Genomic DNA, 24,497 nt, shown 5'->3' on the forward strand with positions numbered 1-24,497 from the left:
GCCCTGGAGGATGTTGCGAGCGTATTCGGCCTGCTCACAACGTCTTTGGTGAGTGGCGCGAGCTGTTCAGGCATCCCGAGTGTGGCGGGGTTGGAGGGTGCTGCTGTGTCGGCGTCGCCAGTGGGTCGAGAGCTGGGGGATGGACTGGGCACGGCGACCTCGGGGGCGGCAGCAGGGTGAAAGTGGCGTGCCGATAAGGACGTAACCGCCGTTGCCGCGGGTGACGATATGCGGTCCGAGCCGGCCGATGCTGTTGCGCAGTACTGGTTTGCGGGGCGCGCGGTAGTACAGGTGGAATCTGGCGCCCGATGCTGATGTCACCGGCGCCGGACTGGACTTCGCTCGTTCCTCAGCGTCGAGCCGCAGCCGTTCCCAGCTCGCCCCCCGCGATCCTGCTGGAAATCCAGCACCGCACCGGTCTGCAGCGGCACGTGTATTTCAAATGGTCCGAAGGCAACCCGCTGGTCAACCCCCTCGAGTTTGTCATCGTCGGCGAAGTCGAAATCGCCACGGTGATCCGAGAGATCATCGGCCGCGCCGGTGCGAATCCCGCGAATCGGCTCACGCCCACAGCGAGATCGGGACGTGTCTGCGAGGTCGGCGTTGCGGTACGGCACCTGCATGGCCGGGTGGTGAACCGGGAGCTGCGTATCTGCCCCGATCGACCGTGTCGACGTGCTGCTGGAACCCGCGCGACGCCTTGTACCGTCCGGCCACCATGACGGCTGGCGGTCACGGTCGTGCGCGCGGATGGTGGCGGACCACAAATGCAGACAGGTTGTCGAGTGTTGCACTGCCCTACCTGCGCTGTTTGCGGCAGTCTTGTCGAGGTAGCCGTTCGTGGTCAGGCCCGCAGCAACCCACTCGCATCACAGTGACGAGCGGCTCGGTGCTCCCAGCGGACGCAGAGAGTTGGCGCGCAGACACGCAGGTGTAGATCCAGGTTGTCAACGAAGGGCAAGGATGTCGCCGGTGAACAATGGTCGAGCACGATGCACATTCTGAACGTTCCGTCATTCGCGGTTCGGATGGTGGCGGGCGCCGGACTCGAGGCGCTGTGCGTGGGCGCGAGGACCACCACGACCGGAGTTTGGACTGCGCTTGCGGTGGCAAGCCCCGTGGTCGCTGTCGGTCGCAGCGTGGCCGATGGCGTGTTGGCAACTGTGCAGCGCGACGCGAGTGTCGCGTGGTCGTCGGGGCGGCGGTTGCATCTGGATCTGGCGCAGCTTGTGCCTACCGCGGATGCCGTCAGTGTGGCCACCGAGGTGGCGGCGGAGGTGTCGAAGGTTCCGGGCGTCGCCGCCGTCCATGTGGAAACCACTTTGGGGCGACTTGTCGTCGAACGCGAACCTCATGTGCGGGTCGAGGATGTTCAGCAGGCTGTTCGGAAGGCTGCCGCCACCCTCGATGAGACGGGCTTGCCACGGACTCGCCCACCGGTTGCCGATCCGGGTGATCGGTTGGCGATCATCGTGCCTGTTACGGCGGCAGCGCTGGATGTGATCGCGGTCGGGGCCGCGGCGGTGGGTGCGCTCGGCCGGTTGCCTGCGGCTCCACGTGCCGCGCGAGCGGCAGCGGCCATGCTCAATCATCAACCCCGGGTGGTCTCCGCATTGGAAGCGCGCCTGGGCCGGGTGGGTACCGACTTCGTTCTCAACGCGGTTACCGCCGCCACCAATGGGCTGGGCCAAGCCCCCAGCGGACCGTTGTTGGACTTGGCGCAGCGTGTTGCGCAGGTGGCCGAGGCGGTCGAGCATCGGCGGATTTGGGCGGCCTGGGAACCAGATCTCGCTCGGCCGAGCCGACCGCAGGCTCCGGCTGTCACGGTGAAGTCTTCAGCTCACGCCGAGCGCGACGAACCGCGGCACAGCTGGGCGGCGGCCGCTGCAGGCGATGTTTCGCATGTGGTGGTCGACGCCGCCGTCGATACCGCACTCGACACTGCGAAGGGGGCAACCGCAGGTGTTGTGGAGGACTACGTCGAGCAGTCGGCCAGCGGTGCGCTGGTTGCGGCGGCCGGGGCGCTCGTCGCTTCCGGGAACCTCGAGGATGTAGCCGATTCGATCCTGGCCGGGGTCCCCAAGGCCGCACACGTGGGCCGGGAGATGTTCGCCGCCGTGCTGGGCAGAGGGCTGGCGCGCGGTGGCCAGCTGGTCCTCGACCCGGGAGCGTTGCGGCGCCTGGACCGCGTGCAGGTGATCGTCGTCGACGGAGCCGCTCTGCGCGGTGACGCCCAAACGGTGCTGCGTGCCGAGGGACAAGCTATCGGATGGGACGACGATCGTGTCTTCGAGGTGGCCGATGCGCTGCTACACGGCGAGCGGGCACCCGAGCCCGATCCCGATGAGCTGCCGGCCGAGCAGGCCCAGCTGAGGTGGTTGCATAACTCCGCGAACGCGGCCGCACCGGCGCAGGGACTCACGCGCGCAGAGTTACGGGTGTGCGGTGAGGTCGTGGGTACGGTCTGGGTTGGTTGGGAGTTGGACCCGTTCGCTGCCCCGCTGATCGAGACTGCCCGACGCAGCGGAACTCGTGTCGAGCTGCGCCACGTCGCAGGCACCGAGGACCTCGCCGCAGCAGTGGCCGCTACTCATCGGCGTGGCACCTCTCTGCTCGAGGTGGTGCGCGACGCCCGCACCGATCGCGGCCCGGTGCTGCTGATCACCGCGCTTCATCCCGACTTCGCCTCGACGGACACGTTGACCGCGCTGGCGATCGCCGACGTCGGGGTGGCCCTCGATGATCCGCGGTCCGCGGCTCCGTGGACCGCCGACATCGTCACCAGCACCGACCTGGTCGCGGCCGTGCGAATTGTTTCGGCGCTACCGGCCGCGCGGCGAGCCAGCGCGGCCGCGGTCAGTATGGCCAAGGGCGGTAGCACCCTGGCAGGGTTGTTGTTGCTGACCGGGGAGACCAGAAAACGGGGACGGCTCGGGCTGACTCGCTTACTCAGCCCCGTGAACGCAGCCGCCGCAATCGCACTCACCTCGGGTGCGCTCGCGGCGCGGCGAGTATTGACGATGCCGGATCCGGATCCCCAACCACTGACCGCATGGCACGCCCTGGACGCAGAGATCGTCTACTCCCGTCTCACCGCGGCGGTGCAACCGCTGGCTGCGGCACCTGTATATCCGGTGTGGCGACGCCGACTGGGCGACCTGTCCGACAGCGCCATCGCCGCTCCACTGCGCGGACCGGCGCGTCAACTGAGCCGATTGGCGGTCGCAACGCGAAGCGAGTTGAACGACCCACTTACTCCGGTATTGGCGATCGGCGCGGCCGCGTCGGCAATTCTGGGCAGCAGTGTCGACGCACTGTTGGTGGGCGGGGTGATGACGGTCAACGCGCTGGTCGGGGGCGTTCAGCGGCTACGCGCCGACAACGCTGCGGCAGAACTATTCGCCGAGCAGGAGCAGTACGCGCGTCGCGTCGCTGTGCCTGTGGTCGGTAATGCCCGTCGCCGCCTCACGCTTGCCGCGACCACCAAACGCACGGTGCTGGTCCCCGCGGCACGACTGCGTCCGGGTGACATCATCGACTTACGTGCACCTGACGTGGTTCCCGCCGATGCCCGCCTGCTATGCGTCCTGGACCTCGAGGTCGACGAATCGTCGCTGACCGGTGAGTCGGTTCCGGTGGAAAAACAGGTTGATTCGGTGCCCGCGGCGATGGGGGTCGACCGAGCCAGCATGGTGTTCGAAGGCAGCACCATCGTGGCCGGTTCCGCCCGCGCAATCGTCACAGCGACCGGCAACGCCACCGCCGCGCGCCGCGCGATCTGGACCGTATCCGATATTGCCGCCGCATCCGGAATCGCCGCCCGGCTCCGTGATCTCACGAGCAAAGTGCTGCCTCTGACGCTGGCCGGTGGCGGCCTCGTCACCGGTTTATCGCTCATCCGCCGACACCCACTGCGTCAAGCAGTCGCCGATGGCGTCGCCATCGCGGTGGCGGCCGTCCCCGAGGGCCTTCCACTCGTGGCCACCCTCGCACAACTCGCCGCAGCCCGGCGGCTGTCTCGCCTGGGAGTGCTGGTCCGCACACCTCGCACCCTCGAAGCCCTCGGCCGGGTAGACACGATCTGTTTCGATAAGACCGGCACCTTGACCGAAAACCGGTTGAAGGTAGTCGCTGTCGCCACCGCGGACCACAACCCACGCGACCCTTTCACCGAGGCCTCCGACGCACGCGCGCACCGGATGCTGCGGGCCGCACGCCACGCCAGCCCCCAGCCCGAGGCCGAGCAGCCGCACGCCCACGCCACCGACGAGGCGATCCTCACCGCAGCCGCCACCGCCGGACTCCTCGACGACCCGGGTTGGGACTCCCTCGCCGATGTGCCATTCGAATCCAGCCGCGGATATGCCGCCGCCCTCGGTGTGCGACACCGCACCTCGGGCGTAGACGCTCCCGGCGACGAAAGGGTGCTGGTGGTACTCAAAGGGGCACCCGAAGTGGTGCATCGGCGCTGCCGGTTCCCCGACCCCGCCGCACAGGCACACGCCGAAAGCTTGGTCCTTGCGTTGGCCGAGCAAGGACTCCGAGTGATCGCCGTAGCCGAAGGTACCGCTGATTCCGACCTGCTCCATGGTGATCTCGATATCGACGCCACTATTGTCGATGCCGCGGCGCAAGACCTCGAAATTGTCGGTTACCTGGGCCTTGCCGACACACCCCGACCTACCGCGCGGCCACTGCTCGAACAACTCACCGCCGCTGGACGCAACGTCGTGTTGCTCACCGGCGATCACCCCGTCACAGCGCGGGCGATCGCTCGACAACTGGGACTGCCCGCCGACGTCCGGGTCGCGACCGGAGCCGAAATTGCCGACTGCGACGAAGAGGCCCGCGCCGAACTCGCCGCCACCGTCCAGGTTTTCGCGCGAGTCAGCCCGGAACAAAAGATGCAAGTGGTTACCGCCATGCAGCAAGCCGGTCGTGCCACCGCCATGGTCGGCGACGGAGCCAACGACGCCGCGGCCATCCGCGCTGCCGACGTCGGTATCGGGGTCAGCAGCCGCGGATCTTCCGCAGCACGCGGCGCCGCTGATCTGGTGCTCACCGGCGCCGATCTCACCATCTTGCTCGATGCTCTCGTCGAGGGAAGAAATATGTGGCACAGCGTCCGCGACGCACTTGTCATCTTGCTCGGTGGCAACGCCGGAGAGGTCGCATTCACTATCGCCGGCACAGCACTGAGCGGCCGCGCGCCGATCGGCACTCGCCAACTGCTGCTGGTCAACCTGCTCACCGACATGTTCCCCGCCTTGGCGGTCGCGGTCACACCCCAAAAGCCCATCCCAGCCGAAGCAGACGACGACACCGACGAGAACCCCGAATGCGCCCGGATCGCAGAACAGCACGCGGTGTTGAGCGAAACCGCTCCGTCGCTGGATCGATCACTGGTGGAGGCCATCATCAGCCGCGGCACCGTCACAGCCGCCGCCGCCACCATCGCTTGGACGATCGGCCGCGCAACACCGGGTACCCGACGCCGCTCCACCACCATGGGACTAACCGCGCTCGTCGGCACCCAAATGGCCCAGACACTACTGGCCCGCGCCCACAGCCCATTGGTCGTCGCCACCGCCGTCGGTAGCTCCATCGTGCTCGTCGGGATCGTCCAAACCCCTGGGATCAGCCATTTCTTCGGCTGCACACCTCTCGGCCCGGTAGCGTGGACAGGCGTGATTGCCGCCGTCGCCGGCACCACCGCAGTGGGTATGTTCGCCCCCGCCTGGCTGAGCAAGCACACCTGTGCTTCCGCATCCAGCAACGAGGCGTGAAGACGATGAATTCTCGCCAGCCCTTACCACCCCGGACACCGCGCCATCGCTGACCGATCTCCGAGAGGACACCGAAGATGGCTACTGCCACAGCACGACGAACCGCCACGAAAGAGCGCTCGTCCACACTGTCGAAGACTCGGACGCAGCAGCCTCAGCGTCCCGCCACTGCTGCGATCGAACTGCCGTTCATCAGCGCATCCCTCACCCTGCCCCAGCCCGGCGCGAATATTCGTGTCGGCCCGGTCAACATGACGCTGCCCACCGGCTACCTCTACTACGGCGGCCTCGGTGCTCTCGCTATCGCCGGAACCCTGGAATGGCCCCTCGCGTTTACCCTTGGCGCCGGGGGACTACTCATTGAGCGCCTCCGCAAACGCGACACCTCCGGCGACGATCGGACCAGTTCGCCGGAGCACGCACAAAAAGGACAGTAAGCACCTGGGATTATTTCTCGGGCGCATCGCGTGTGGTGTCGGCTGGACCGGGTCCGTCAGAACTGCGGCATCAATTCGATTCCCCGTCGGTGCAGTGCCGCAGCAGTTCTTTCACGGCGTGGTGGTCAACTCATCGATCTGGTAGAAGGTGACTCGGCCGCCGTCTTCGGTGTCGGAGGAGTCGTGAGCCTGCTGGTAGTCGCCGACCTGGAAGCGGACCGTCGCATCGTGAAAGTTCTGTGGTACCTGCGCGGTCGCTTGCTTTGTCTGGGTGCCATAGGTCGCGCTGAACACCATGGTGCCATTGCCTATGTCGCTGATGGTGAAGCTGAATCGCTGGTTCAGCGGCACCCCGTTGAGCAGCGGGAAGGACAGTGTCTGCGAGCCGTTCTGCTGCTGCCGGGCTACCACTTCGATGGTGCCGCCCCGGTAATGCAGCATCACATAGGGCACCGAGCTGATGGCACCGGCCCCGTGGATCTGGCCGAGAATGATGTCCTGGGTGTCCGTCGGCACTTGGAGGACCGCCGATGCGGCCTTCAGGGTGTGCGGGCCGCTGGTCGAGGCGGCGAAGTTGCTCAGGCTGTCGAGCTCGGTGCGGGCGTGCTGTGAATGCGGCGTGGTAGCGCCTCGAACCGGCGCCCAGAAACTGAGACTGCCGTCCGGGCTCTCGGTGAGCCACGGCGGCTCGACGGCGGCAGGCTCGATAACACCGGCGTGGCCGCTCTTGTCCTTTTCCGGGATGGTCAGCTTCCAGCCCTGCAGGCTGATCCGGTTGGGCGGGACGGGCATCGGCTGTGGCGGCGTGCCGAGAGGGTGCTGGTGCCGGCCGCCACCGTGACCGGTGGACACCCACCACAGACTCCCACCGAGCAGTACGAGAACAACCACGACAGCCAGCCGACCGCGGTGTGAGCACCTCGACCGGTCGCCCGAATCCCTGGTCATGAATACACCCCTCGTCGGTCGGCTCGAGTACATTGCTGCCGGATAGTGTCCATGGTGTGCGGTATGGGCGAGGATGTCGGCGGCCGACCGCGAGTTCCCGTGCAGATTCCGTCGACCAGATTGTGCGCTAACGGCCGAAGGTCTGGTCGAGGAAGGTGATCACGGTGGCCCGGATCTGTTCCGGCGGTGGTGCGGCGCCGAAGAATTCGTGATCGCAGTCGTAGGCGTGGAATTCGGTGTGCACCCCGGCTCGCTGTAATGCGTCACGAAGCTCGACGCTCTGACCGAACGGGACGACGTGATCGAAACGCCCGTGCTGCAACAACACCGGCGGATCATCGCCGCTGACATAGGTCACCGGACTCGCGGCACGGGCCCGCTCCGGACATCGGGTCGCGACACATCCCAGCAATAGTGACTCCGCTGAACCCTCCGCGAGGTGAACCGTGCTTCGGCCGTCGTCGAGGGTCTGATCGTCGATGGTGAGCAGATCGGTAGGCCCGAACCAGTCGGCAACCGCCTGCACCCGACTCGAATACCCGGCGCTGCCCTCGGAACCTTCGAGTTCGGCGACACCACCGGAGGTGCCCAGCATCGCCGCGATGTGGCCGCCAGCTGAATCTCCCCATGCCGCAATATGATTCGTGTCGATAAGATACCTGTCGGCATTCGCGCGCAGGTACCGCACCGCGGCTTTCGCGTCAAAGATCTGGGCGGGCCACTGCGCCTGACGGCTGAGCCGATAGTCCACGCTGGCCACCGCGTAACCCGCCGCGACCAACTGCGCGAACGGAGTTCGCTCGTCGGCCTGCCACCCCACCTTTCCATAATTCTTGCGCGAACCGCTCGACCATCCACCGCCATGGAAATACACCACCAACGGTGCGGTTCCCTTCAAGGCGGGCAGATACAGATCGAGCCGCTGGTCATCGCCGTCAACCACTGCGTAGACCAGATCGGGAAAGGTTCGCGCGAGTTCCGCGACAGGCTGGCCCATACACGCCGACACCGCGATAACGGTTGACAGGATCGACACGGCCGTAGCCGCAAGACGGGCTGTCGGCATCATGGCCGAGCACACTGCCACAGCACAGCGACCCACCTGCTCCGCCACGCCGGGGACCGACTCACGGTAGACGCTGACGTAAAACCAGCGATAACCCGAACGCGGCGGCTACCACCCCGGCGGCCAGGATCATCCAGGCCGACTGGCGTTGCCCCGGACTGTGTCGTATCCGATCTGGTCGCTCAGCGTGCCGTATGCCTTGCGCAGATCCGCTGGACTCGACGCGGTGAACCGGCTCTCGAGCACTGTGGGGGATCGGGCCGGACCACTACAGCAGGATCCGGACCCGCAGCGGCCGATTCAAGTCTGCGAACCGCTCCGTGATAGCCCCGCATTCGCTACGATTCCGCTCATTCCGGTGAATCGGAAGGCCATAGGCGGCAGGCGTAACCATATTGCCGCTGTTCGCTGTACCCCGGACAGGTGGGCTCCGTGCTGGAGACCGACTCCCTGTCGCTGTGCCAACACCATCAGCCTGGCAAAGGGAGCCAGTATGAAGCGAACCGACGCAACAGCCCCCGCATTCGAACTCCTCTCGTATATCCACGCCGCGGGCTTCACCTCCGTGGACCATTTCATCGCGACGCTACGCGTTGACCCGCTAGCCGATACAACTCAGCTACAACCTCTCGCGTCGGCGCGACCTTCTCGCCCCGGACGGCACCGCAAGTAAGGCTGCCGCGCCCGGTCGGTCTGGTCGGCGAACCACAATCCGGTCGGCGAACGCCTGGAGCAGGCCGTCGTCGTGCGCGCACAACCCTCCGGGGCGCCGGGCAACTTCGGCGCGCTCGAGGTGCGGTTCGACGACGCGCAGCTGTGTTGGCTGGATCCGCCGACAACCGTTCGCGGGCGGTGCTTTACCGCTCGCTGTTCGCTCGGTCCGCCCTCCCCTCACTAGAGGGCGGACCGCGCGCGTCACGGCGGCAGGTACCACCAACACACACCCAATCAAAGTTAGGCGACGCTAACCTTACCGCGCGGCTGAGGTCGACCGCGTCAGTGCAGGACCGATCACCATCGCGGTGGCCGAAATGGAGTCCTGTATCTACCGGGAATCAACGACAAGTCAATCGAGAGTTCGATGCCTGGAAGAGCGGCGCCGGGGTGGGAATCATCGACCGGATCAGCCTCGCAGGGTGAAGAATGCTGCGCTGCCGATGCCTGCCACCAGGCAGTAGATCGCGAACGGGGTCAGGGTTTTGGTCTCGAAGTAGGAGGTGAGGAATTTGACCGCGATGTAGGAGAGCGCCCCGGCGACCACCGAGCCGGCCAGGGCGGGGCCGAGGATGTCGTGGTTTTCGGGTTTGAACAGTTCCGGAGTCTTCAGTACACCGGCCGCGAGGATCACGGGGGTGGCCAGCAGGAAGGCGAAGCGGGCGGCGTCCTCGTGACGCAGGCCCTTGAACAGGCCCGCCACGATCGTGCTGCCGGAGCGGCTGATGCCCGGGAAAAGTGCCGCGATCTGCGCGGTTCCTATGAGCGTCGCGTCCTTGATGCTGAGCCGGGCCAGCCGCACATCCGAGGCCCGGTCCGGATCGGTCACGGGTAACACCACGGTGTCCTGCATGGACAGGTCGGCGGGTCGCCCGGTCGGGGTCAGCAACGGTTCGGCCTGCACTCGATTGCGCAGCAGTTCGGCCGACAGCAGCACGAATCCGTTGAGCGCCAGGAAGATCGAGGTCGGGATGGGTGTGCCGAGGTAGTTGCGGACCGCCTTCTCCATGACCAGTCCGGCCAGACCGACGGGCACGGTGGCGATGATCAGCAGTACGCCCAATCTGGCTTCGGGGGTGCGGATTTCGCGGGTGCGCACCGCGTCCCACAGTCCGATGAGGATGCGAACCCAGTCGCGCCAGAAGAAGATGACCAGCGCCAGCGCGGTGGCTACGTGCATGGCCACCAGCAGCGCCAGATAGGGCGAGTTCTTGGCGGACATGTCGAGGTCGCCGGCCCACTGCCCGCCGATCAAGGCCGGCATCAGGATGCTGTGCCCGAGACTGGACACCGGGAACAGCTCACTGACCCCTTGCAGTGCCCCGACGACGATGGATTCCAGATAGGTGATGGCCATGTGCTTTCCTGTGGTCGGCCCGTGTCGGGCTGGGTGATCAACGTGTGCCCCGCCGGAGGCCGGGTGCTGCGCGGTCCTCGCAGGTCGATGAGTGCCCGTGTCGGTTCCGGGCGCTGGAGCGAGGGTGTTGCTGCGGGTCAGCTCAGCCGAGTGAGGTGAGCAAGGTTGTGAGGGTTCGGGTTTCGGTCGCCGGGTCGGGTTTGCTGGCGCGCAGTGCTTTGAGCGCGCTGTCGATCTGGCCGTCGAGGACATCCCAAGCGGCTTTGTCCATGGGCTGCAGGGTGTCTTGGTCCTGGTCCCACACTGTTTCGAGGTCTTTGATCCGGGCCTTCGCCTCGTTGTGCTGTCCGGCTTGCACTTTGGTCAGGGTGTCCTGGGTGATGGTGCGGAACTTGGCGATCTCGCTCGGCGGGAACTGTGCGGTCGTCTGCCCGGCCGCTGTCGTCGCGGAGGCGGGCGCGGCTTCTTCGTCGCTCGCGGACGCGGTGCTGTGCGGCTGACCCGACGCCCACACCAGCAACACCGCGGCCAGCGCCGTGACAACCGCGTAGTACCCGAGCATGAGCCGCTCCCGGGCCGAGTTGGCGGAGGTGACGGTGGCTGCCGGTTGCTGATGGTCGATGACGTCGCGGCGGCTGCGGGTGAGGTAGACGACGGTGGCGAGGATCGCGGCAAGGAACATGACGCTGGTGCGGGCGGTACCCACGCCCAGGCCGTGGTCGGCGGTCGGGGAGACGAACCAGTCGCCGAGGTTCGCCCCCAGCGGCCGGGTCAGGATGTAGGCGAGCCAGAACGACAGCACGGTGTTGGCGCCCAGCCGCCACCCGAGCACGATGGCCGCCATTATACCGGCGGGCAGCAGCACCGAGACGCCCGGGCCCCACCCGGTCACCGCCAGCGTCCAGTCGCCGGCCGCGGTGCCGAGCGCGAAGGTGACCAGAACAGCGAGCCAATAGAACAACTCGCGCGGTGTGGTGACGATGCTGTGGATCGATAGCGTCCGCTCCCGTACGAACCAGACGCCGAACACGACCGCCAAGACCGCGGCGAAGACACCGGTGCTCACCGCAAGAGGAACAGCGAGGTTGTCGGTGAGGATGTCGGTGTACAGCGTGCCGGTCACACTGAGCACGACGACGGTCAGCCAGTACACGAACGGCACATAGCGGTCCAGGCGCAACTGCCAGCCCAGCACCGCGGCGAGGACCACGGTGAACAGCAACGCCGTCAGGTTCAGTCCCACACCGAGCGACATGTTGATCCAGTCGGCGAAGCTCTCGCCGACGGTCGTGCACAGGATCTTGATGATCCAGAACCATGCGGTGACTTCCGGCACCTTGCTGAGCATGCGTCCGGTCTCGCCGCCCCTGGAGTTCATCATCTTCGTCACGGCCGGCACGGTAGTGATCGGTCGCTGTGACAGCGCTGAGAAACCGTTGGCCCGCAGGTAAATCTCGGCCGGCACCCCGGTGGATCGGCAGGGCCGACCCCGATCGGGTGCGGTGGGTCACATTCTCGGCGGGTCCTCAGTGACCGGCTGTCACGCTGGCGCGCATGACAAGCCAGACGGGTGTCCGCGCCCCGGCAGATAGATCGTTGTCCGCCAAGGTCCCCGAGATCACCGTGCTGTTCTGGGTGATCAAGATTCTGACCACCGGGATGGGAGAGACGTTCTCGGACTTCCTGGTCACCCATTTTGTGCCCGAGATCGCCGTCGGCTTAGCCGGATTGGTGCTGGTCATCAGCTTGGTCGCGCAATTCCGTGCCAGTCGCTACCGCGTCTGGACCTACTGGTCGGCGGTGGTGATGGTGAGCATCTTCGGAACCATGGTTGCCGACATCACCAGTTTCATTATCGGAATCCCATTGCCGGCAGCAACTTTGGTGTTCGCTGTCATCCTCGCGGCGATCTTCGCACTCTGGTACGCCAGCGAGAAAACGCTGTCGGTGCACAGCATCACCACCCGGCGCCGGGAAGGGTTCTACTGGGCGACGGTCATGGCCACCTTCGCGCTGGGCACCGTCGCGGGCGACCTGACCGCCGAACGACTACACCTGGGCTACCTGACCTCGGCTGTCGTGTTCGCCATCGCCATCGCCATCCCCGCGGTCGCCCACCGATGGGGCGGGCTCGGCGTGGTCACCGCATTCTGGTCCGCCTACGTCGTCACCCGCCCACTCGGTGCGTCGATTACCGACTGGCTCGCATCGTCTCGAGCGGACGGCCTCGGCCTGGGTACCGGATGGGTAACCCTCGGCGCGACGATCGCCATCCTCGCCCTACTCGCCATCCTCGCAACACAGATCACGCCCGGCGCCGATCGCGCGTCAGCAGACCAACCGGCGCCCCACGCCGGTGCGACGAATCCCGACGGAGACGTTGCGCGGCGGTCGCCGGCCAGTTCGGCTTGATCCGAAAGCAAACCTCACCGGATTCGACCACGTTCAACCCCAGGGTGTGCTCATTCGGGCATCGCCCGCCCGCAGTCGCGTCGGCCCTGGTGACGTTTCGAGACTGCCCTGAGTCAGTCCTCAGCGTGGTGGAGCGGGCTGGTCTCTGAGCTGTGGCATTGTGCTCGGGCAATGACGCTGACAGCCCGTGTTGCGGTTAGCGCACAATCTGGTCGACGTGCGCTGAAAACAACTGCCGCGGTGCTGCGTTCATCGGGCAGCGTCGGTGGTGCTGAGCTCGGAGGAGTCGCGGCGACGTCGACGGATCGCGACGACGACGGTGACGGCGATAGCGAGTGCGGCTACCGCGGCGATGAGGAGGCTGGGGCCGCGGATGGCGTCTTCGACGTGGTGCCAGTTGGCGCCGACGGCGTATCCGGCGATCGCGAGAGCCGCGGTCCAGGGCAGACATCCGGCGAGGGTGTAGATGCCGAACCGCCCTGGGGGCATGGCCGCGATCCCGGCGGGCAGGGAGATGAAGGTGCGGATGCCGGGCAGCAGTCGCGCCCAGAACACCGAGGGGGCGCCGCGGCGGACGAACCAGTCCTGGGCTCGATCGATCTCTTCGCCGCGTAGCAGCACGAATGTGCCCCACCGGTGCAGGGCAGGTCGGCCGCCATATCGTCCGGCCAGCCACGCCAGATAGCTTCCGGCAACGTTGCCCAGGGTGCCAGCGGCGATGACGGCGATCAGGTTCGGGTGCGCTCCGGCTACCGCGCCTGCGGCTAGCGCGCCACCGAGCAGCATGGTGACTTCCGAAGGGATGGGGATGCAGGCGGATTCGGCGACCATGAGAACAAAGATCGCGGCCAACCCGTAGCTGAGGATGAATTGCTGCAACGTACTTCTTTCACGCGGGACCGCCTGGATCCGTGCGGGCTGCTGATGGTCAAGGAATGAGGTAGCACCCGGTGTAGGTGTCGGCGTAGCGGTCGCAGATCGCTTGCTGCACGGCCTCGACGGTCCATGTGCTGTCGGTGTACTGCTCGCGAATCTTCATGGCGCGCTCGTCGATGACGCGGCGTCGCCAACCCGGGCATTGCTCGGGTAGCGCGTGAACAAGGTGCAGCAGCGAGATCAAGGCGAGCGTGCGGCGGTCTGGCTGGTGTGCGTCGAGCAGCACACGCCGAAGTGGCTGGCGCAGTGCATTTTTGGCGTCGCGGTCGATGGTCGGCCAGGTGATGATCGGGATGAGTCCGAGCAAGCGACTGGATTGCCGGAAAACTCGTCTGCGCGAGCACAATCGGTCCAGAAGGGTGTTGTGCAGGCCTGGCCCGAGTTTGTGGATTGCTTGCTCGGGAGTGAACGGGCGTTGCCGCAGCAATTCGACCGAGTGCGCGAGTACCGGATCTGCCCGCGGGGACCCGGGCTTATCGGCCTCGGGGACGACGAGTCCGGTTTGGCGCATGGGTTCACCGGGGCGAGTGACCCTGACGAGCGGAGGGAAGCGGTCCGGCGCGGCCAGGTCGATGAGCAGGGCACCGGCGAGGGCGCGCGCCAAACTCTGTTTGTCGACGAGTAGTTCTCCGGTGTCGTCATCGAGTGTCAGCCACAGCAGGTCTTCGGCGAGCAGTGTCATGGCCGATCTCCAGCCGACCGCACGGCAATCTCGGTCACGTTCATACGCCCACAATGGGTGTCGATCGCTGTGAGCACGCTGAGAAGCCGCGAACCGGTGGGCGGGTGATCGGGTGGCCGGGCCGAGGGCGCTGGTCATGCGGTTTCCCCGGTGGCGGTTCAGGTGTCGGTGCGGGGCAGCTCGATGATGGCGATGGCACCGGTGGGGGTGTTGTGATCGATGCGTACGGTGCCGTGGTGTGCGGTAATGATCTCGGCGACGATGGCCAGCCCGAGCCCGGATCCGCCGGTGCCGCGGCCGCGGTCCTGTTGTGGTCGGTAGAAGCGATCGAAGATGCGTGCGCGGTCGGACGCGGCGATGCCGGGTCCGTCGTCGGCGATCTCGATACGCGCGTTGGCCTCGTCGTGGCGGAGTCGGACGCTGATGCTGCCGGCGGCGTAGCGGGTGGCGTTGTCGAGCAGGTTGCGCACGGCGCGCGAGATCTGGGCGGGGTCGCCGGTGATGCGGGCGGGTTCGACGGCGAGGTCGATGGCCAGTGCGGTGGTGGTCCGGGTGCGAGCGACCTCGGTGGTGAGGATGTCGTCGAGGTCGATATCGGTGTGCCGGTGGGTTAGGGCGTTTTCGTCGGCGCGGGCCAGCAGTAACAGGTCGTCGATGAGCTGGCGCATGCGTTGGGCCTCGGGCAGCAGGGTGTCATCGAGCATGGCCGCGTCGAGGATGGCGGGTTGGGCGCGGCCGAGTTCGAGGGCGGCGGTGATAGTGGTGAGTGGGCTGCGAAGCTCGTGGGAGGCGTCGCTGATGAAGCGGCGTTGGGCGTCGTGCCCGGCCTCGATCCGGGCCAGCATGTCGTTCATCGTCTCGGCCAGGGCCGCGATTTCGTCGCGCTGCGGTGGTACCGGGACGCGGTCGGTGAGGTCGGCGCTGGTGATGGCGGCGACGCGGGTGCGGATGCGTTCGACCGAGCGCAGTGAGCGCCCGACCAGGGCGTAGGTGGCCAGTGCTGCGAGCGCGACGATGAACGGGGTGGCGAAAGCGACCAGGGCCGCGACCAGTTCGATGGTGCGTTCGACTTCCTCCTGGTTGGTCGCGACCACGATGGTGTAGCGGCCGCCGCGCCCGTCGACGGTGGCCGCGCTGACCCGGCCTTCGTCGGTACGCGTCGTCGTGGGTAGGTGGTGGGCGATGATTCCCGGGGCGGGGCGATCGCCGGTAATCGGGAGGGTGGGGCTGTCTGTGGAGCTCTGCACGACTCGACCGCGCTGGTCGATGATCTGCACGATCGAGAGCCGGTTGTCGGTTGCGAGTGCGCTGCGATCCAGGTCTGCGGGTGTGTCGAGGGCGAGTTGGGCGGTGACCTGACGGATCCGGTCGGTGGCCGCGTCGTCGGAGGCGGTGATCAGGGATCGATACAGCACATAGGTCAGCGATAGGGCGGCGATGGCGAGCCCCGCGGTGATGACGACCGCGACGATGAGCGCGGACCGCACCCGCAAACCCCATAGTGCGGGGCGGATAAGGGTTCGGATCAATGCTGTTGCGGTGTCGGCGAATCGGCGGCGTCGCGGTGCGGCGGCCGAGGATATGTCATCGGATGGCGGGGTTCGGTTCATTGTGCTCAGCTTCGCGGGATGCGGTCGAGGGCGGGCACATTCGATTCATCGGTGTGTCGTGCTCGATGGTGCCCAGACCACCCTTCGAGGGTGTGTCCGCCGGTCGTCGGCGCAGCGCGGATTGCAGATAAGGCCGAACGATCGCGCCGATCAAGACCACCGAACAGCCGAGCAGGCCGCCGCCGATCACGTCGGTGAGCCAATGCACCCCCAGATACAGGCGGGTCACCGCCACAACGGCAACGACTACCACCGTCGACACCACGGCGACGATGCCACGCGAGGACGTGGGACGCGATCCGAGATACACCAGCAGCGCCGCGCCTGCGAGTGCGGCGGTGCCGGTGACATGACCGGAGGGATAGGAGAAGTCGGTCTCGGTCATCAGCTGGACCGCCGTCGGTGGCCGGTTCCGGCCGATCACGACCTTGCTGATCGTGCTCGCCGCCGACGCGACCGCGACGATGCCGAGAATCAGCACCATCGGCGCCATGCTGCGCAACCGCCTCGCGAGGACAGCGGCCAGGAGCAGACCGATGACCGCGAGCCCCGCCGGATTCCCGGCAGTGGTGACCGCACGCGTGATTGTGGTCATGCCCGAGGACCGATGGGTGGTGAACCAGTCGAGTGTGGCGGCGTCCATGCCGGTCAGCCAACCCGAACTCCGGACCTGCACACCCAACTCGACGAACATGGCGAAAACCGCCGCCGCGCGCACCGCGCGTCGACCCGTCGTCCGCGCGAGACTCTCGGCAGGGCGGAACCGATCGGCCAGCAACGACGCCACGATAACCGCGAAACTCACCGCACCGATCCACGCCGCGATCTCGGCGGTCGCGGCCTCGGAAGCGACCTCGCCGACGATCTGATCAACGAGGTCGAGGACAGCGGACATGCTCCGAGTGTGGGCGCATGTTGCTGTGGAAATGCTGAGAGCTGCACCGATCGCCGAGCGGGTTCGGCTGTAATGGACCAACGGACGGAAGGGCGGTGGTGGTGCGGGTACTGGTGGTCGACGACGAGGTCCGACTGGCCGAGACGCTGCGGCGTGGTCTGTCGGCGCACGGGTTCGTCGTCGAAGTCGCCCACGACGGAATCGACGGACTGGAGCTGGCCGCGACCGGCGATTTCGACGTGCTGGTGCTCGACATCATGCTGCCGGGCAAACACGGCTACCAGATCGTGCGGGAACTGCGCGAACGCCAGATATGGACGCCGGTCCTGATGCTGTCGGCCAAAGACGGTGAGTACGACCAGGCCGACGCCTTCGACCTGGGCGCCGACGATTACCTGACCAAACCGTTCTCCTTCGTCATCCTCATCGCCCGACTACGAGCGTTGATCCGCCGTGGCGCACCAGAACGACCTGTTGTGCTCACCGCGGGCAGCCTCACCCTGGATCCGGCGCGGCGAAGCGTAAGCCGCGCCGGACGCGAATTGTCGCTGACCCCACGCGAATTCGGCGTGCTGGAATACCTGCTGCGCCACAAGGGCGACGTCGTCACCAAATTCGACATCCTGCGCTCGGTATGGGACGCCAACTACGAAGGCTCCGACAACGTCGTCGAGGTCTACATCGGCTACCTCCGCCGCAAAATCGACACCCCGTTCGGACTGGCCAGCATCGAAACCATCCGCGGCGTCGGATACCGGCTCCTCGACACCACCTGACCAACCGGCGCTACCGCCCTGTGAGCGACCACACACTCTCAGCGTGCTCTCAGCGGCGCTTCGGCAGACTCCGCGCCCATGGGTGTCGGCACCAGAGAAAGCGAGCACCGATGGTGAAGCGTGCGGCTCGGAGTCTGCTCGTCGACTACAAACTTCCCCAGATCACGGTCATGTTCTGGGTACTCAAGATCGCCGCGACCACACTGGGCGAAACCGGCGGTGATCTGCTGGCGCAGACACTGAAACTCGGCTATGCACAAGCATCGCTGCTGTTCCTGGCCATCTTCGTGGTCAGTGTGCTGACCCAGCTACGGGTCCGCCGATTCCACCCCGCGCTGTATTGGACAGTCATCGCCGCCACCAGCACGGCGGGCACGACCATGTCTGATCTCATCAACCGCGGACCGGGCTCGGACACCTCGACCGACGGCGGCCTCGGCTACGGCGTGGGTGCGCTGCTGCTCATTTCCGGGCTGGCCTTGGTGTTCGCGATCTGGAAATTCAGCGGACAGACCTTCGACGTCGCCAACATCACCACCTTCCGCGGTGAACTGCTCTACTGGGCCGCGATTCTGCTGTCCAACACCCTCGGCACCTCCCTCGGCGACTACCTGTCCGACAGTTCCGGCCTCGGCTACTGGGGTAGCGGTTTCCTGATCGCCGTCGTCATGGCGCTGATCCTGACCGCCCACTACCTCACCAACATCTCCGGCGTACTGCTGTTCTGGATGGCCTTCGTCCTCACCCGTCCGCTCGGCGCGACCATGGGCGACTGGCTGTCCAAACCCCATGCCAGCGGCGGACTCGCGCTGGGCACCTACGGCACCTCCGCCGCCCTTCTGGCAATCCTGATCATCGGCATCGCCTACAACTACCGAAAGATTCAGCGAACGCCCGCGCCCGAGCACGCCACAGTTGGGCCCGCGCTCAAACGATGACGCCGACACTCTGGGCGCTCGATAGTCGGCAGTCTGGACATTCTCGTCCGCAGTGAGCCGGATCTGATAGCCGGATCCAGCGGCTTCCTCTTCCTGAGGCTCGCCGTCCGCCGTATCGCACAGGGCAGTGCCTCATGAGAGAGAAAACTATCGGTTCCTGATCCAGGAGGTCGGCATGCGAATCCAGGACAAGACCACCCCGGCGCGTTCGGCATCGAACTGGGCAAGTTGCGGTAGAAATTGCGGCCGCCTGTCCTGTGACAGACCCGTATTGCCCGCACGTCATGAGCAGTTTCAGCGTGCCGAGACAGGCAGGTACCGGCGTCTGGTCGTGCGATGGTGGCCTCGTATCGGTGGAAGATGACGTCACTTGTTTTGCGTGTCGAGCCGTGGGCGAGTCGACGGGCTCAGGCGCTGGCGGTGAACTTCTGGATGGTCTTCGCCAGCGCGGCAGGGTCCTGCAGCATCGGGAGGTGCCCCGTCGGGAGCTCGCGGCGGAATCCGGGCCCGAGTTCGGTTGCGTGCTTGTGCTGCAATGCTTCTGGGAGCTGTCGGTCAGCGGTTGTGACGACGTATCCGCTATGTGTTGGGAACGTTCGTGCAGGCACGTTGTCCCGGTAAAGGCGTGACGACTCGGGCTCGAACTCTGCGACGATGCGTGCGGTGATCTCCTCGTCGAGACCGGCGCACTGCCCGGCGCGGATCGCTTTCTCAGGGGGTCGAGTTCCGGCGAGGCGCATGATGAGGCTCAGCAGAACACGCTGTGGCGTAGGCGATGCCGCGAGGAATGAGGTCCCGGCGGTGGGGAAGGATGCGGCGATGCCGAGCAGTCCGTTGACGCGCTCGGGCGCGGTCGATGCGATCTGGCTGGCGACGACACCGCCGATCGAGTGCGCCACGATCGTGAAAGGATCCGCCGGTGCCTGCGCCAGCGCGGTGTCCGCGTAGTCGCGAAGAGTCGCGTCGGCCCGTCTCGGGTAGGCCGCGACAACCGAATAGACGGGCAGAGCGGCTCGTACTTCGTCCCAGATCCAGGCCGGAAGCCCTGCGCCACTGAGGAACAGGATCGGGGTCGTCAGCGGCTCCGTGTCCATGGGCGCGTTCTCCTTGCAAGCTCGGGTGCGCTCGCAACACTAAACAAGGGGTCCGACATGTTTTGTGCCCTTGCGAGCCGGCTGTGGAGATTCGCGATCTAGATGTACTGACCACCGACGTTGGTGACGGCGTGGCGAGCTGACATAGCGAAGATCTCCGAGTGAAGTGCGAGCTGTCCAGGAACGCATTCACTTCTGGAGATCTTCGCCTTTGGTGCCAGCAGAACAACTCACCGTGCCGGGTGCAACGGAGCGGGTCACCGTCGCGCCGGCGGCTTCGACGCATCGTGGAGGATGGACAGATGCCCGCAGAAGGACACCGTGCGAAGAGGGTCGGCCGACCACCGCGCTTGTCCCTGGAGGTGATCATCGCCGCGGCCGATCGCATCCTGGAGACCGAAGGACCGGACAAACTGTCGATGCGGCGCTTGGCGAATGAGCTGGGTAGCGCGCCGATGACGCTGTATTACCATGTGCGCGATAAAGATGAGCTGCTCATGCTCGTGCTGGAGGCGCACGCCCAGCACATACCGCGCCCGGCCCTTCCGGACGATCCCAGGGAACGGCTCACCGCGACAGCTCTGCTGCTCTACGAGTTGCTCGCCGAACGTGCCTGGATCGTCGAGGTACTGACCGCCGACGACCTGTTCGCCCCCGCCGCCCTCTGGTTCGTCGAAATGATGATCGGCGCCGCCATCGAATACGGCTGCACACCTGAACAAGCCGTCGACGTCTACCGCACGATCTGGTATTACATCGTCGGCAACCTGATCATCCGCGTGAACAGCAGACGGTATCAGGCTCGGACCGGCACCCCGATCTATCGCGACCGAGCCTTCGCCGATCTGACGCCCGACACCCACCCCCACCTTGCGGCAGTCGCCGATCGCTGGGTTGAACTCAGCACTCGCGATTCGCATCGACAGGGTTTGACCGCAATTGTCGACGGATTGCTGCCGATCCGCGCCGCCGCACACGACAACTCCGCGGCGGGTCCGACGAGGCGAGGCCCCGCAGACCGGTAGTCCACCGCAGTCCACGGATCGGGCGCAGGCACAGTTCCTGGTCCGCGGCGAGGGCGAACGGGTCGGCGTTGGGGAGCGAGCCGATGAAGTGCCCGGCGCGACTGTCCGCAACAAAGGATCGACCACAACATCCCAACTCATTCACGCCCAACCGGTGTCAGGGAGACATTCCAGAACTCGGCGTAGCGGCCATCGCGGTGCAGGAGTTCGTCGTGCGTGCCCTGTTCGACGATCCGGCCGCCGTCCAGGAAGATGATGTGATCGGCGCGTTGGACGGTCCGCAGTCGGTGCGCGACCAGTACCACTGTCCGGCCCGCCATCAGGTGTTCGATACCTTCGTGGACAGCCGCCTCGTTCACCGGATCCAGTGCCGAGGTCACCTCGTCGAGCAGCACGATGGGTGCATTCTTCAGCAGGGCTCGCGCGATCGAAACCCGTTGGCGCTCACCACCGGACAGTAGTGCGCCGCCCTCGCCGACATGCGCTGCCCAGCCGCCGGGCAGTCGCTCGATCACCTCGTCCAAGCGCGCGGCGGTGGCTGCCGCGCGTACTTCTGCGTCGTCGGCATCGGGACGGCCGAGTCGCACGTTTTCCTCGATGGTGCCGTCGAAGAGGTAGACGTCCTGGAAGACGATGGCGAGCTGTTCCATCAGCACATCGGTGGCGATTGCGCGCACGTCCACGCCGCCGACCCGGACCGCGCCCGCGTCCACGTCGTAGAACCGCGCGAGCAACTGCAGCAGGGTGGTTTTACCCGCACCGGACGGTCCGACAACGGCGAGCCGCCGGCCCGCCGGTATGGACAGTGACACATCGTCGAATACTGTGCGCTCGTCGTGCCGGAAGGTGACGGATTCGAATTCGAGGTCATGGCCAACGGGCTGGATCGGTTCGGCAGTTTCCGGTAGGGGTTCGGTGCGCAATACGGTGTCGAGTCCGGCCAGCACCGAATGTGCGCCGCGCAGTTTGCCACCGATTTCCGATAGCGACAGCAGTGGATCCGCGCACCGAGCGGCCAGTACCAGGATCGCCAGCAGCTCTGCCGCGCCGATGGGTGCGGAGCCTGCGGGGTGACCGGGTAGCCCGGCTCCGCCGAGTGCGAGGTAGGCGCCGAGGGTGAGCAGGGCGGTGAAGGTCGCCTGCACGGTGAGCGTCAGGCCCAATATGCCTGGTAGCGCCGAGAGTGTGGTGCGGCGGGATGCGCGTTGGACTTCGTGTAGTGAGTGATCGAGCAACCCGAAGCGTTCGGCGGTGCGGCCGCCTGCTCGCAGTACCGGTTGGGCTTGGAGATATTCGATGACGCGTCCGGTGGCTTCGTGGTCGAGTTCGTGGCGGTGCGCGTCGTCGGCGGCCATCGAGCGTCCGGTCCAGATCTGGACCGCCGCGACGATCGGTGCGGCCAGCAATGCGGCCAGCCCCAGTTGCCAATTGAAGGCGAACATCACGACGACGATCGTCAGGGGAGTCACTGCGGCAGAGATGAACGGTGCCAGCAGATGCGCGATGACGCTCATCGCTTGCAATACACCGCGGCTGGCCAGGACGGACACCTCCCCGACTCGGTCCGGGCCGTACCAGCCGAGGGGTAATCGGGCCAGATGGTCACCGAGGCGGTGATACATGCCGTGCAGCAGTGTGGTTCCGACGCGGAAACCGGACAGGTCGCTGCGATAGCGCAATGCCGCGTAAACCGCGACCGCGGCCCCGAACGCGATCAACCAGGGCCGGGCATCTGCTGGTGTGCTCCCGAACAGTTCCCGCAGTACCGGAACCAGCAGTGCGTAGGACAACCCCTCGGCTATCGCGGTCGTTGTCATCAGGGCCAAGGTGCGACGCACCGGTTTGGCGTACTCGGGTCCGAGCACGCGCAGCAGCATCCGAATCATCGCTCGTCTCCTATTGCGGTGCGGTGGGTTTCGGTGTCGATTGCGGGTCGTTGGGATTGCCAGAACGCCGCGAACTTTCCACTTTGTGTGCGGAGTTCGGCGGGCTTGCCGCGTTCGACGATGGACCCGTGCTCGAGCATCACGACGTTGTCGGCGTCGGCGATGGTCTCCAGGCGATGGGCGATGACCAGAATCGTCCGATCACCTTGCAGCGTGGCGAGAGCTCGGCGCACTGCTTGTTCGGTTTGCGGGTCGGCGAAGGCGGTCGCCTCGTCGAGCACGAGCACGGGTGTGTCGGCGAGCAGTGCGCGTGCGATCGAAATCCGCTGTGCCTCACCGCCGGATAGTCCGGCCTGCGCGTCGATCACCGTGTCGTATCCGTGCGGCAGCTCGAGAATTCGGTCGTGGATATCGGCCAGCCGGGCGGCGCGAACCACATCATCGCGGTCGGCATGCGGTACCGCTAGTGCGATATTGTCCGCGACCGATGCGCGCAGCAGCCGAACATCCTGGAAGACGAACGAGACCATCCGGTAGAGCTCCCGACTGCCGAGTTCGCGCAGATCGACTCCGCCGAGGGCGACGGAACCGTGGGTCGGGTCGAAGAACCGCGGCAAAAGCTGGACCAGCGTTGACTTTCCGCTGCCCGAGGGCCCGACGATCGCGGTGACCGTCCCCGGCTCGAGCACCAGGTCGATGCCGTGCAGCACCTCGTGCTCGTCGTCGTAACCGAAACGAACGTCGCGCAGTTCCACCCTGTGGCCCTGTGGTGTGACCGGGTGTGCTGGCTCTGGAAGCGACTGCACCGCAAGCACATCCCGGATCCGTCCGACCGCACGCCCGGCCGCCTGCATATCGTCGAAGCCGTGGCCCAGGGCCGCCACCGGAGCGGTCAGGCCGATTCCGAGCAGCAGGAACGCCAGCAGGTCGGCCGGGTCCATGCCACCGTTGGTGATCAGGGCCGCACCGCCGATCAGCACAACCAGCAGCACGAACGGTGGTGACAGTGCCAGTTGCATTCCCGCGGCGATCGCGGAGACACCGTGCACCCACCGGTAGAAGGTGGCGACGAAATCGTCTGCGGCCGTGCGGAATTCGTGGTGGGCGCGCCCCGATCCGCCGAACGCCTTGACCACCGAAATGCCCTGCACGAATTCGACGACGGAATTCGAAATCCGTCCCATGGCGGAATCGAACTCTTCCTGCTCGCGCAGCCGGGTCGGAGTCATCATCAGCGGGACCAGTGCCACCGCCAGCACCACCGGTATCAGGGTGATCAGCGTGAGCCGCCAGTCGATGGTGAACAAATAGATCAGCGACACCAGTGGCACCACGAACGCGGCGACGAGCTCGCCGGGTGCGTGAGCGATGAACGGGTGCACGGCACTGACGTCCTCACCCACCACCTTTGCCAGCTCGCCGGTCCGGCGCCGGGAGAACCAGCCGATCGGTACGCGCCCCAACCGTGCCGCCAGTTGTCTGCGGAACGACAGCTGCACCTGGCCGTCGACAATATGCCCGATCCCCGAGGAGGCGGCCGTGAAAACCAGCCGGATCAACAAGCCGACCGCACCCGCTAGCACGACGGTCCAGACATGACCGTGATCGATCTGGCCGGGCGACAACAGAATTCGCCCCAACTCGGCAACCGCCAGCAGTGGTGCCAGACCCGCGACAGCGCCGATGACCTGAAGGATGACAACGGCGGCGAAACTCCCCAGGTATGGGCGCAGCATCCCGGCCATGCTGTGGCCCGCCACGGAATCTGCATCCGATAGTCGTGTGGACTGCTTGCTCGCCTCGGCAAGGTCGGTTGTGGTCATCGCTATCCCGTCCATTTTTAGTACGCGTACGATTATGCTACATGGGCGGGACGGAAGGGGGCGCGACTGTGCAGGTCCAGGTGATGCCCGTGCGTGTGGCGGGCATAGGCGA

Annotated in this window: 19 protein-coding genes; 6 read left to right on the forward strand and 13 right to left on the reverse strand. The window is 66.1% G+C overall.

Annotated elements, in window-relative coordinates; genetic code table 11:
• Positions 1-66: 66 nt before the first annotated feature.
• Together ACIBW7_RS04300 and ACIBW7_RS04305 are read right to left on the reverse strand one after the other, a co-directional pair.
• Positions 67-321, reverse strand: coding sequence for a bifunctional DNA primase/polymerase (locus ACIBW7_RS04300; protein ID WP_397043876.1), 255 nt, complete (start codon positions 319-321; stop codon positions 67-69).
• Entirely contained in the window at positions 318-623 is a 306-nt protein-coding gene (locus tag ACIBW7_RS04305) for a hypothetical protein (RefSeq protein ID WP_397043878.1), read from the reverse strand. Before ACIBW7_RS04305 ends, ACIBW7_RS04300 begins: the two co-directional genes overlap by 4 nt.
• Before the next feature lie 369 nt (positions 624-992).
• Between ACIBW7_RS04305 and ACIBW7_RS04310 the strand changes: the two genes are divergently transcribed.
• Together ACIBW7_RS04310 and ACIBW7_RS04315 are read left to right on the forward strand one after the other, a co-directional pair.
• Positions 993-5,786 carry an HAD-IC family P-type ATPase gene (locus tag ACIBW7_RS04310; protein ID WP_397043880.1) on the forward strand — a complete coding sequence of 1,598 codons (4,794 nt, stop codon included), beginning with the start codon at positions 993-995 and terminating at the stop codon, positions 5,784-5,786.
• 77 nt (positions 5,787-5,863) lie between these two features.
• Positions 5,864-6,223, forward strand: a complete 360-nt coding sequence (locus ACIBW7_RS04315; RefSeq protein ID WP_397043882.1) for a hypothetical protein — start codon at positions 5,864-5,866, stop codon at positions 6,221-6,223.
• Positions 6,224-6,334: 111 nt separating this feature from the next.
• Here ACIBW7_RS04315 and ACIBW7_RS04320 read toward each other — a convergent pair whose 3' ends face one another.
• The 4 genes from ACIBW7_RS04320 to ACIBW7_RS04335 all read right to left on the reverse strand — a co-directional run bounded on the left by ACIBW7_RS04320 (position 6,335) and on the right by ACIBW7_RS04335 (position 11,689).
• Entirely contained in the window at positions 6,335-7,114 is a 780-nt protein-coding gene (locus tag ACIBW7_RS04320) for a polysaccharide lyase family 7 protein (protein WP_397043884.1), read from the reverse strand.
• A gap of 184 nt (positions 7,115-7,298) precedes the next feature.
• On the reverse strand, positions 7,299-8,207 hold the full coding sequence (locus ACIBW7_RS04325) for an alpha/beta hydrolase fold domain-containing protein (RefSeq protein WP_397043886.1): 909 nt from the start codon (positions 8,205-8,207) through the stop codon (positions 7,299-7,301).
• Between the two features lie 1,153 nt (positions 8,208-9,360).
• Positions 9,361-10,308, reverse strand: coding sequence for an undecaprenyl-diphosphate phosphatase (locus tag ACIBW7_RS04330; RefSeq protein ID WP_397043888.1), 948 nt, complete (start codon positions 10,306-10,308; stop codon positions 9,361-9,363).
• Positions 10,309-10,450: 142 nt separating this feature from the next.
• On the reverse strand, positions 10,451-11,689 hold the full coding sequence (locus ACIBW7_RS04335) for a hypothetical protein (RefSeq protein ID WP_397044210.1): 1,239 nt from the start codon (positions 11,687-11,689) through the stop codon (positions 10,451-10,453).
• Positions 11,690-11,862: 173 nt separating this feature from the next.
• Between ACIBW7_RS04335 and ACIBW7_RS04340 the strand changes: the two genes are divergently transcribed.
• On the forward strand, positions 11,863-12,720 hold the full coding sequence (locus ACIBW7_RS04340; protein ID WP_397043890.1) for a hypothetical protein: 858 nt from the start codon (positions 11,863-11,865) through the stop codon (positions 12,718-12,720).
• Between the two features lie 249 nt (positions 12,721-12,969).
• Here the strand turns inward: ACIBW7_RS04340 and ACIBW7_RS04345 are convergent, their stop codons facing one another.
• The 4 genes from ACIBW7_RS04345 to ACIBW7_RS04360 all read right to left on the reverse strand — a co-directional run bounded on the left by ACIBW7_RS04345 (position 12,970) and on the right by ACIBW7_RS04360 (position 16,843).
• Positions 12,970-13,599 (reverse strand): DedA family protein, encoded by a 630-nt coding sequence (locus ACIBW7_RS04345; RefSeq protein WP_397043892.1) that lies wholly within the window; start codon positions 13,597-13,599, stop codon positions 12,970-12,972.
• A 49-nt stretch (positions 13,600-13,648) separates the two neighbouring features.
• Positions 13,649-14,338: a GPP34 family phosphoprotein gene (locus ACIBW7_RS04350; RefSeq protein WP_397043894.1), complete on the reverse strand. Its 690-nt coding sequence runs from the start codon at positions 14,336-14,338 to the stop codon at positions 13,649-13,651.
• Between the two features lie 158 nt (positions 14,339-14,496).
• Complete coding sequence (locus tag ACIBW7_RS04355; RefSeq protein WP_397043896.1) at positions 14,497-15,948, reverse strand: ATP-binding protein; 1,452 nt, start codon at positions 15,946-15,948, stop codon at positions 14,497-14,499.
• Complete coding sequence (locus ACIBW7_RS04360) at positions 15,923-16,843, reverse strand: phosphatase PAP2 family protein (RefSeq protein ID WP_397043898.1); 921 nt, start codon at positions 16,841-16,843, stop codon at positions 15,923-15,925. The genes ACIBW7_RS04355 and ACIBW7_RS04360 overlap by 26 nt, the downstream gene beginning before the upstream one ends.
• A gap of 101 nt (positions 16,844-16,944) precedes the next feature.
• On the opposite strand from ACIBW7_RS04360, the gene ACIBW7_RS04365 reads away from it, so the two are divergent.
• A complete protein-coding gene (locus ACIBW7_RS04365; RefSeq protein WP_397044212.1) occupies positions 16,945-17,619 on the forward strand; it encodes a response regulator transcription factor in 675 nt (224 codons plus the stop codon).
• Positions 17,620-17,729: 110 nt separating this feature from the next.
• A complete protein-coding gene (locus ACIBW7_RS04370) occupies positions 17,730-18,557 on the forward strand; it encodes a hypothetical protein (RefSeq protein WP_397043899.1) in 828 nt (275 codons plus the stop codon).
• A 407-nt stretch (positions 18,558-18,964) separates the two neighbouring features.
• Here the strand turns inward: ACIBW7_RS04370 and ACIBW7_RS04375 are convergent, their stop codons facing one another.
• Positions 18,965-19,651 carry an alpha/beta fold hydrolase gene (locus ACIBW7_RS04375; RefSeq protein WP_397043901.1) on the reverse strand — a complete coding sequence of 229 codons (687 nt, stop codon included), beginning with the start codon at positions 19,649-19,651 and terminating at the stop codon, positions 18,965-18,967.
• Between the two features lie 302 nt (positions 19,652-19,953).
• Here ACIBW7_RS04375 and ACIBW7_RS04380 point away from each other — a divergent pair, with 302 nt between their 5' ends.
• Entirely contained in the window at positions 19,954-20,676 is a 723-nt protein-coding gene (locus ACIBW7_RS04380; RefSeq protein ID WP_397043903.1) for a TetR/AcrR family transcriptional regulator, read from the forward strand.
• 137 nt (positions 20,677-20,813) lie between these two features.
• Here ACIBW7_RS04380 and ACIBW7_RS04385 read toward each other — a convergent pair whose 3' ends face one another.
• Positions 20,814-22,562, reverse strand: coding sequence for an ABC transporter ATP-binding protein (locus ACIBW7_RS04385; RefSeq protein WP_397043905.1), 1,749 nt, complete (start codon positions 22,560-22,562; stop codon positions 20,814-20,816).
• Entirely contained in the window at positions 22,559-24,385 is a 1,827-nt protein-coding gene (locus ACIBW7_RS04390; protein ID WP_397043908.1) for an ABC transporter ATP-binding protein, read from the reverse strand. The genes ACIBW7_RS04385 and ACIBW7_RS04390 overlap by 4 nt, the downstream gene beginning before the upstream one ends.
• Positions 24,386-24,497 lie beyond the last annotated feature (112 nt).

The sequence above is a fragment of the Nocardia sp. NPDC049526 genome, from assembly GCF_044465765.1.
Taxonomy (GTDB): Bacteria; Actinomycetota; Actinomycetes; order Mycobacteriales; family Mycobacteriaceae; genus Nocardia.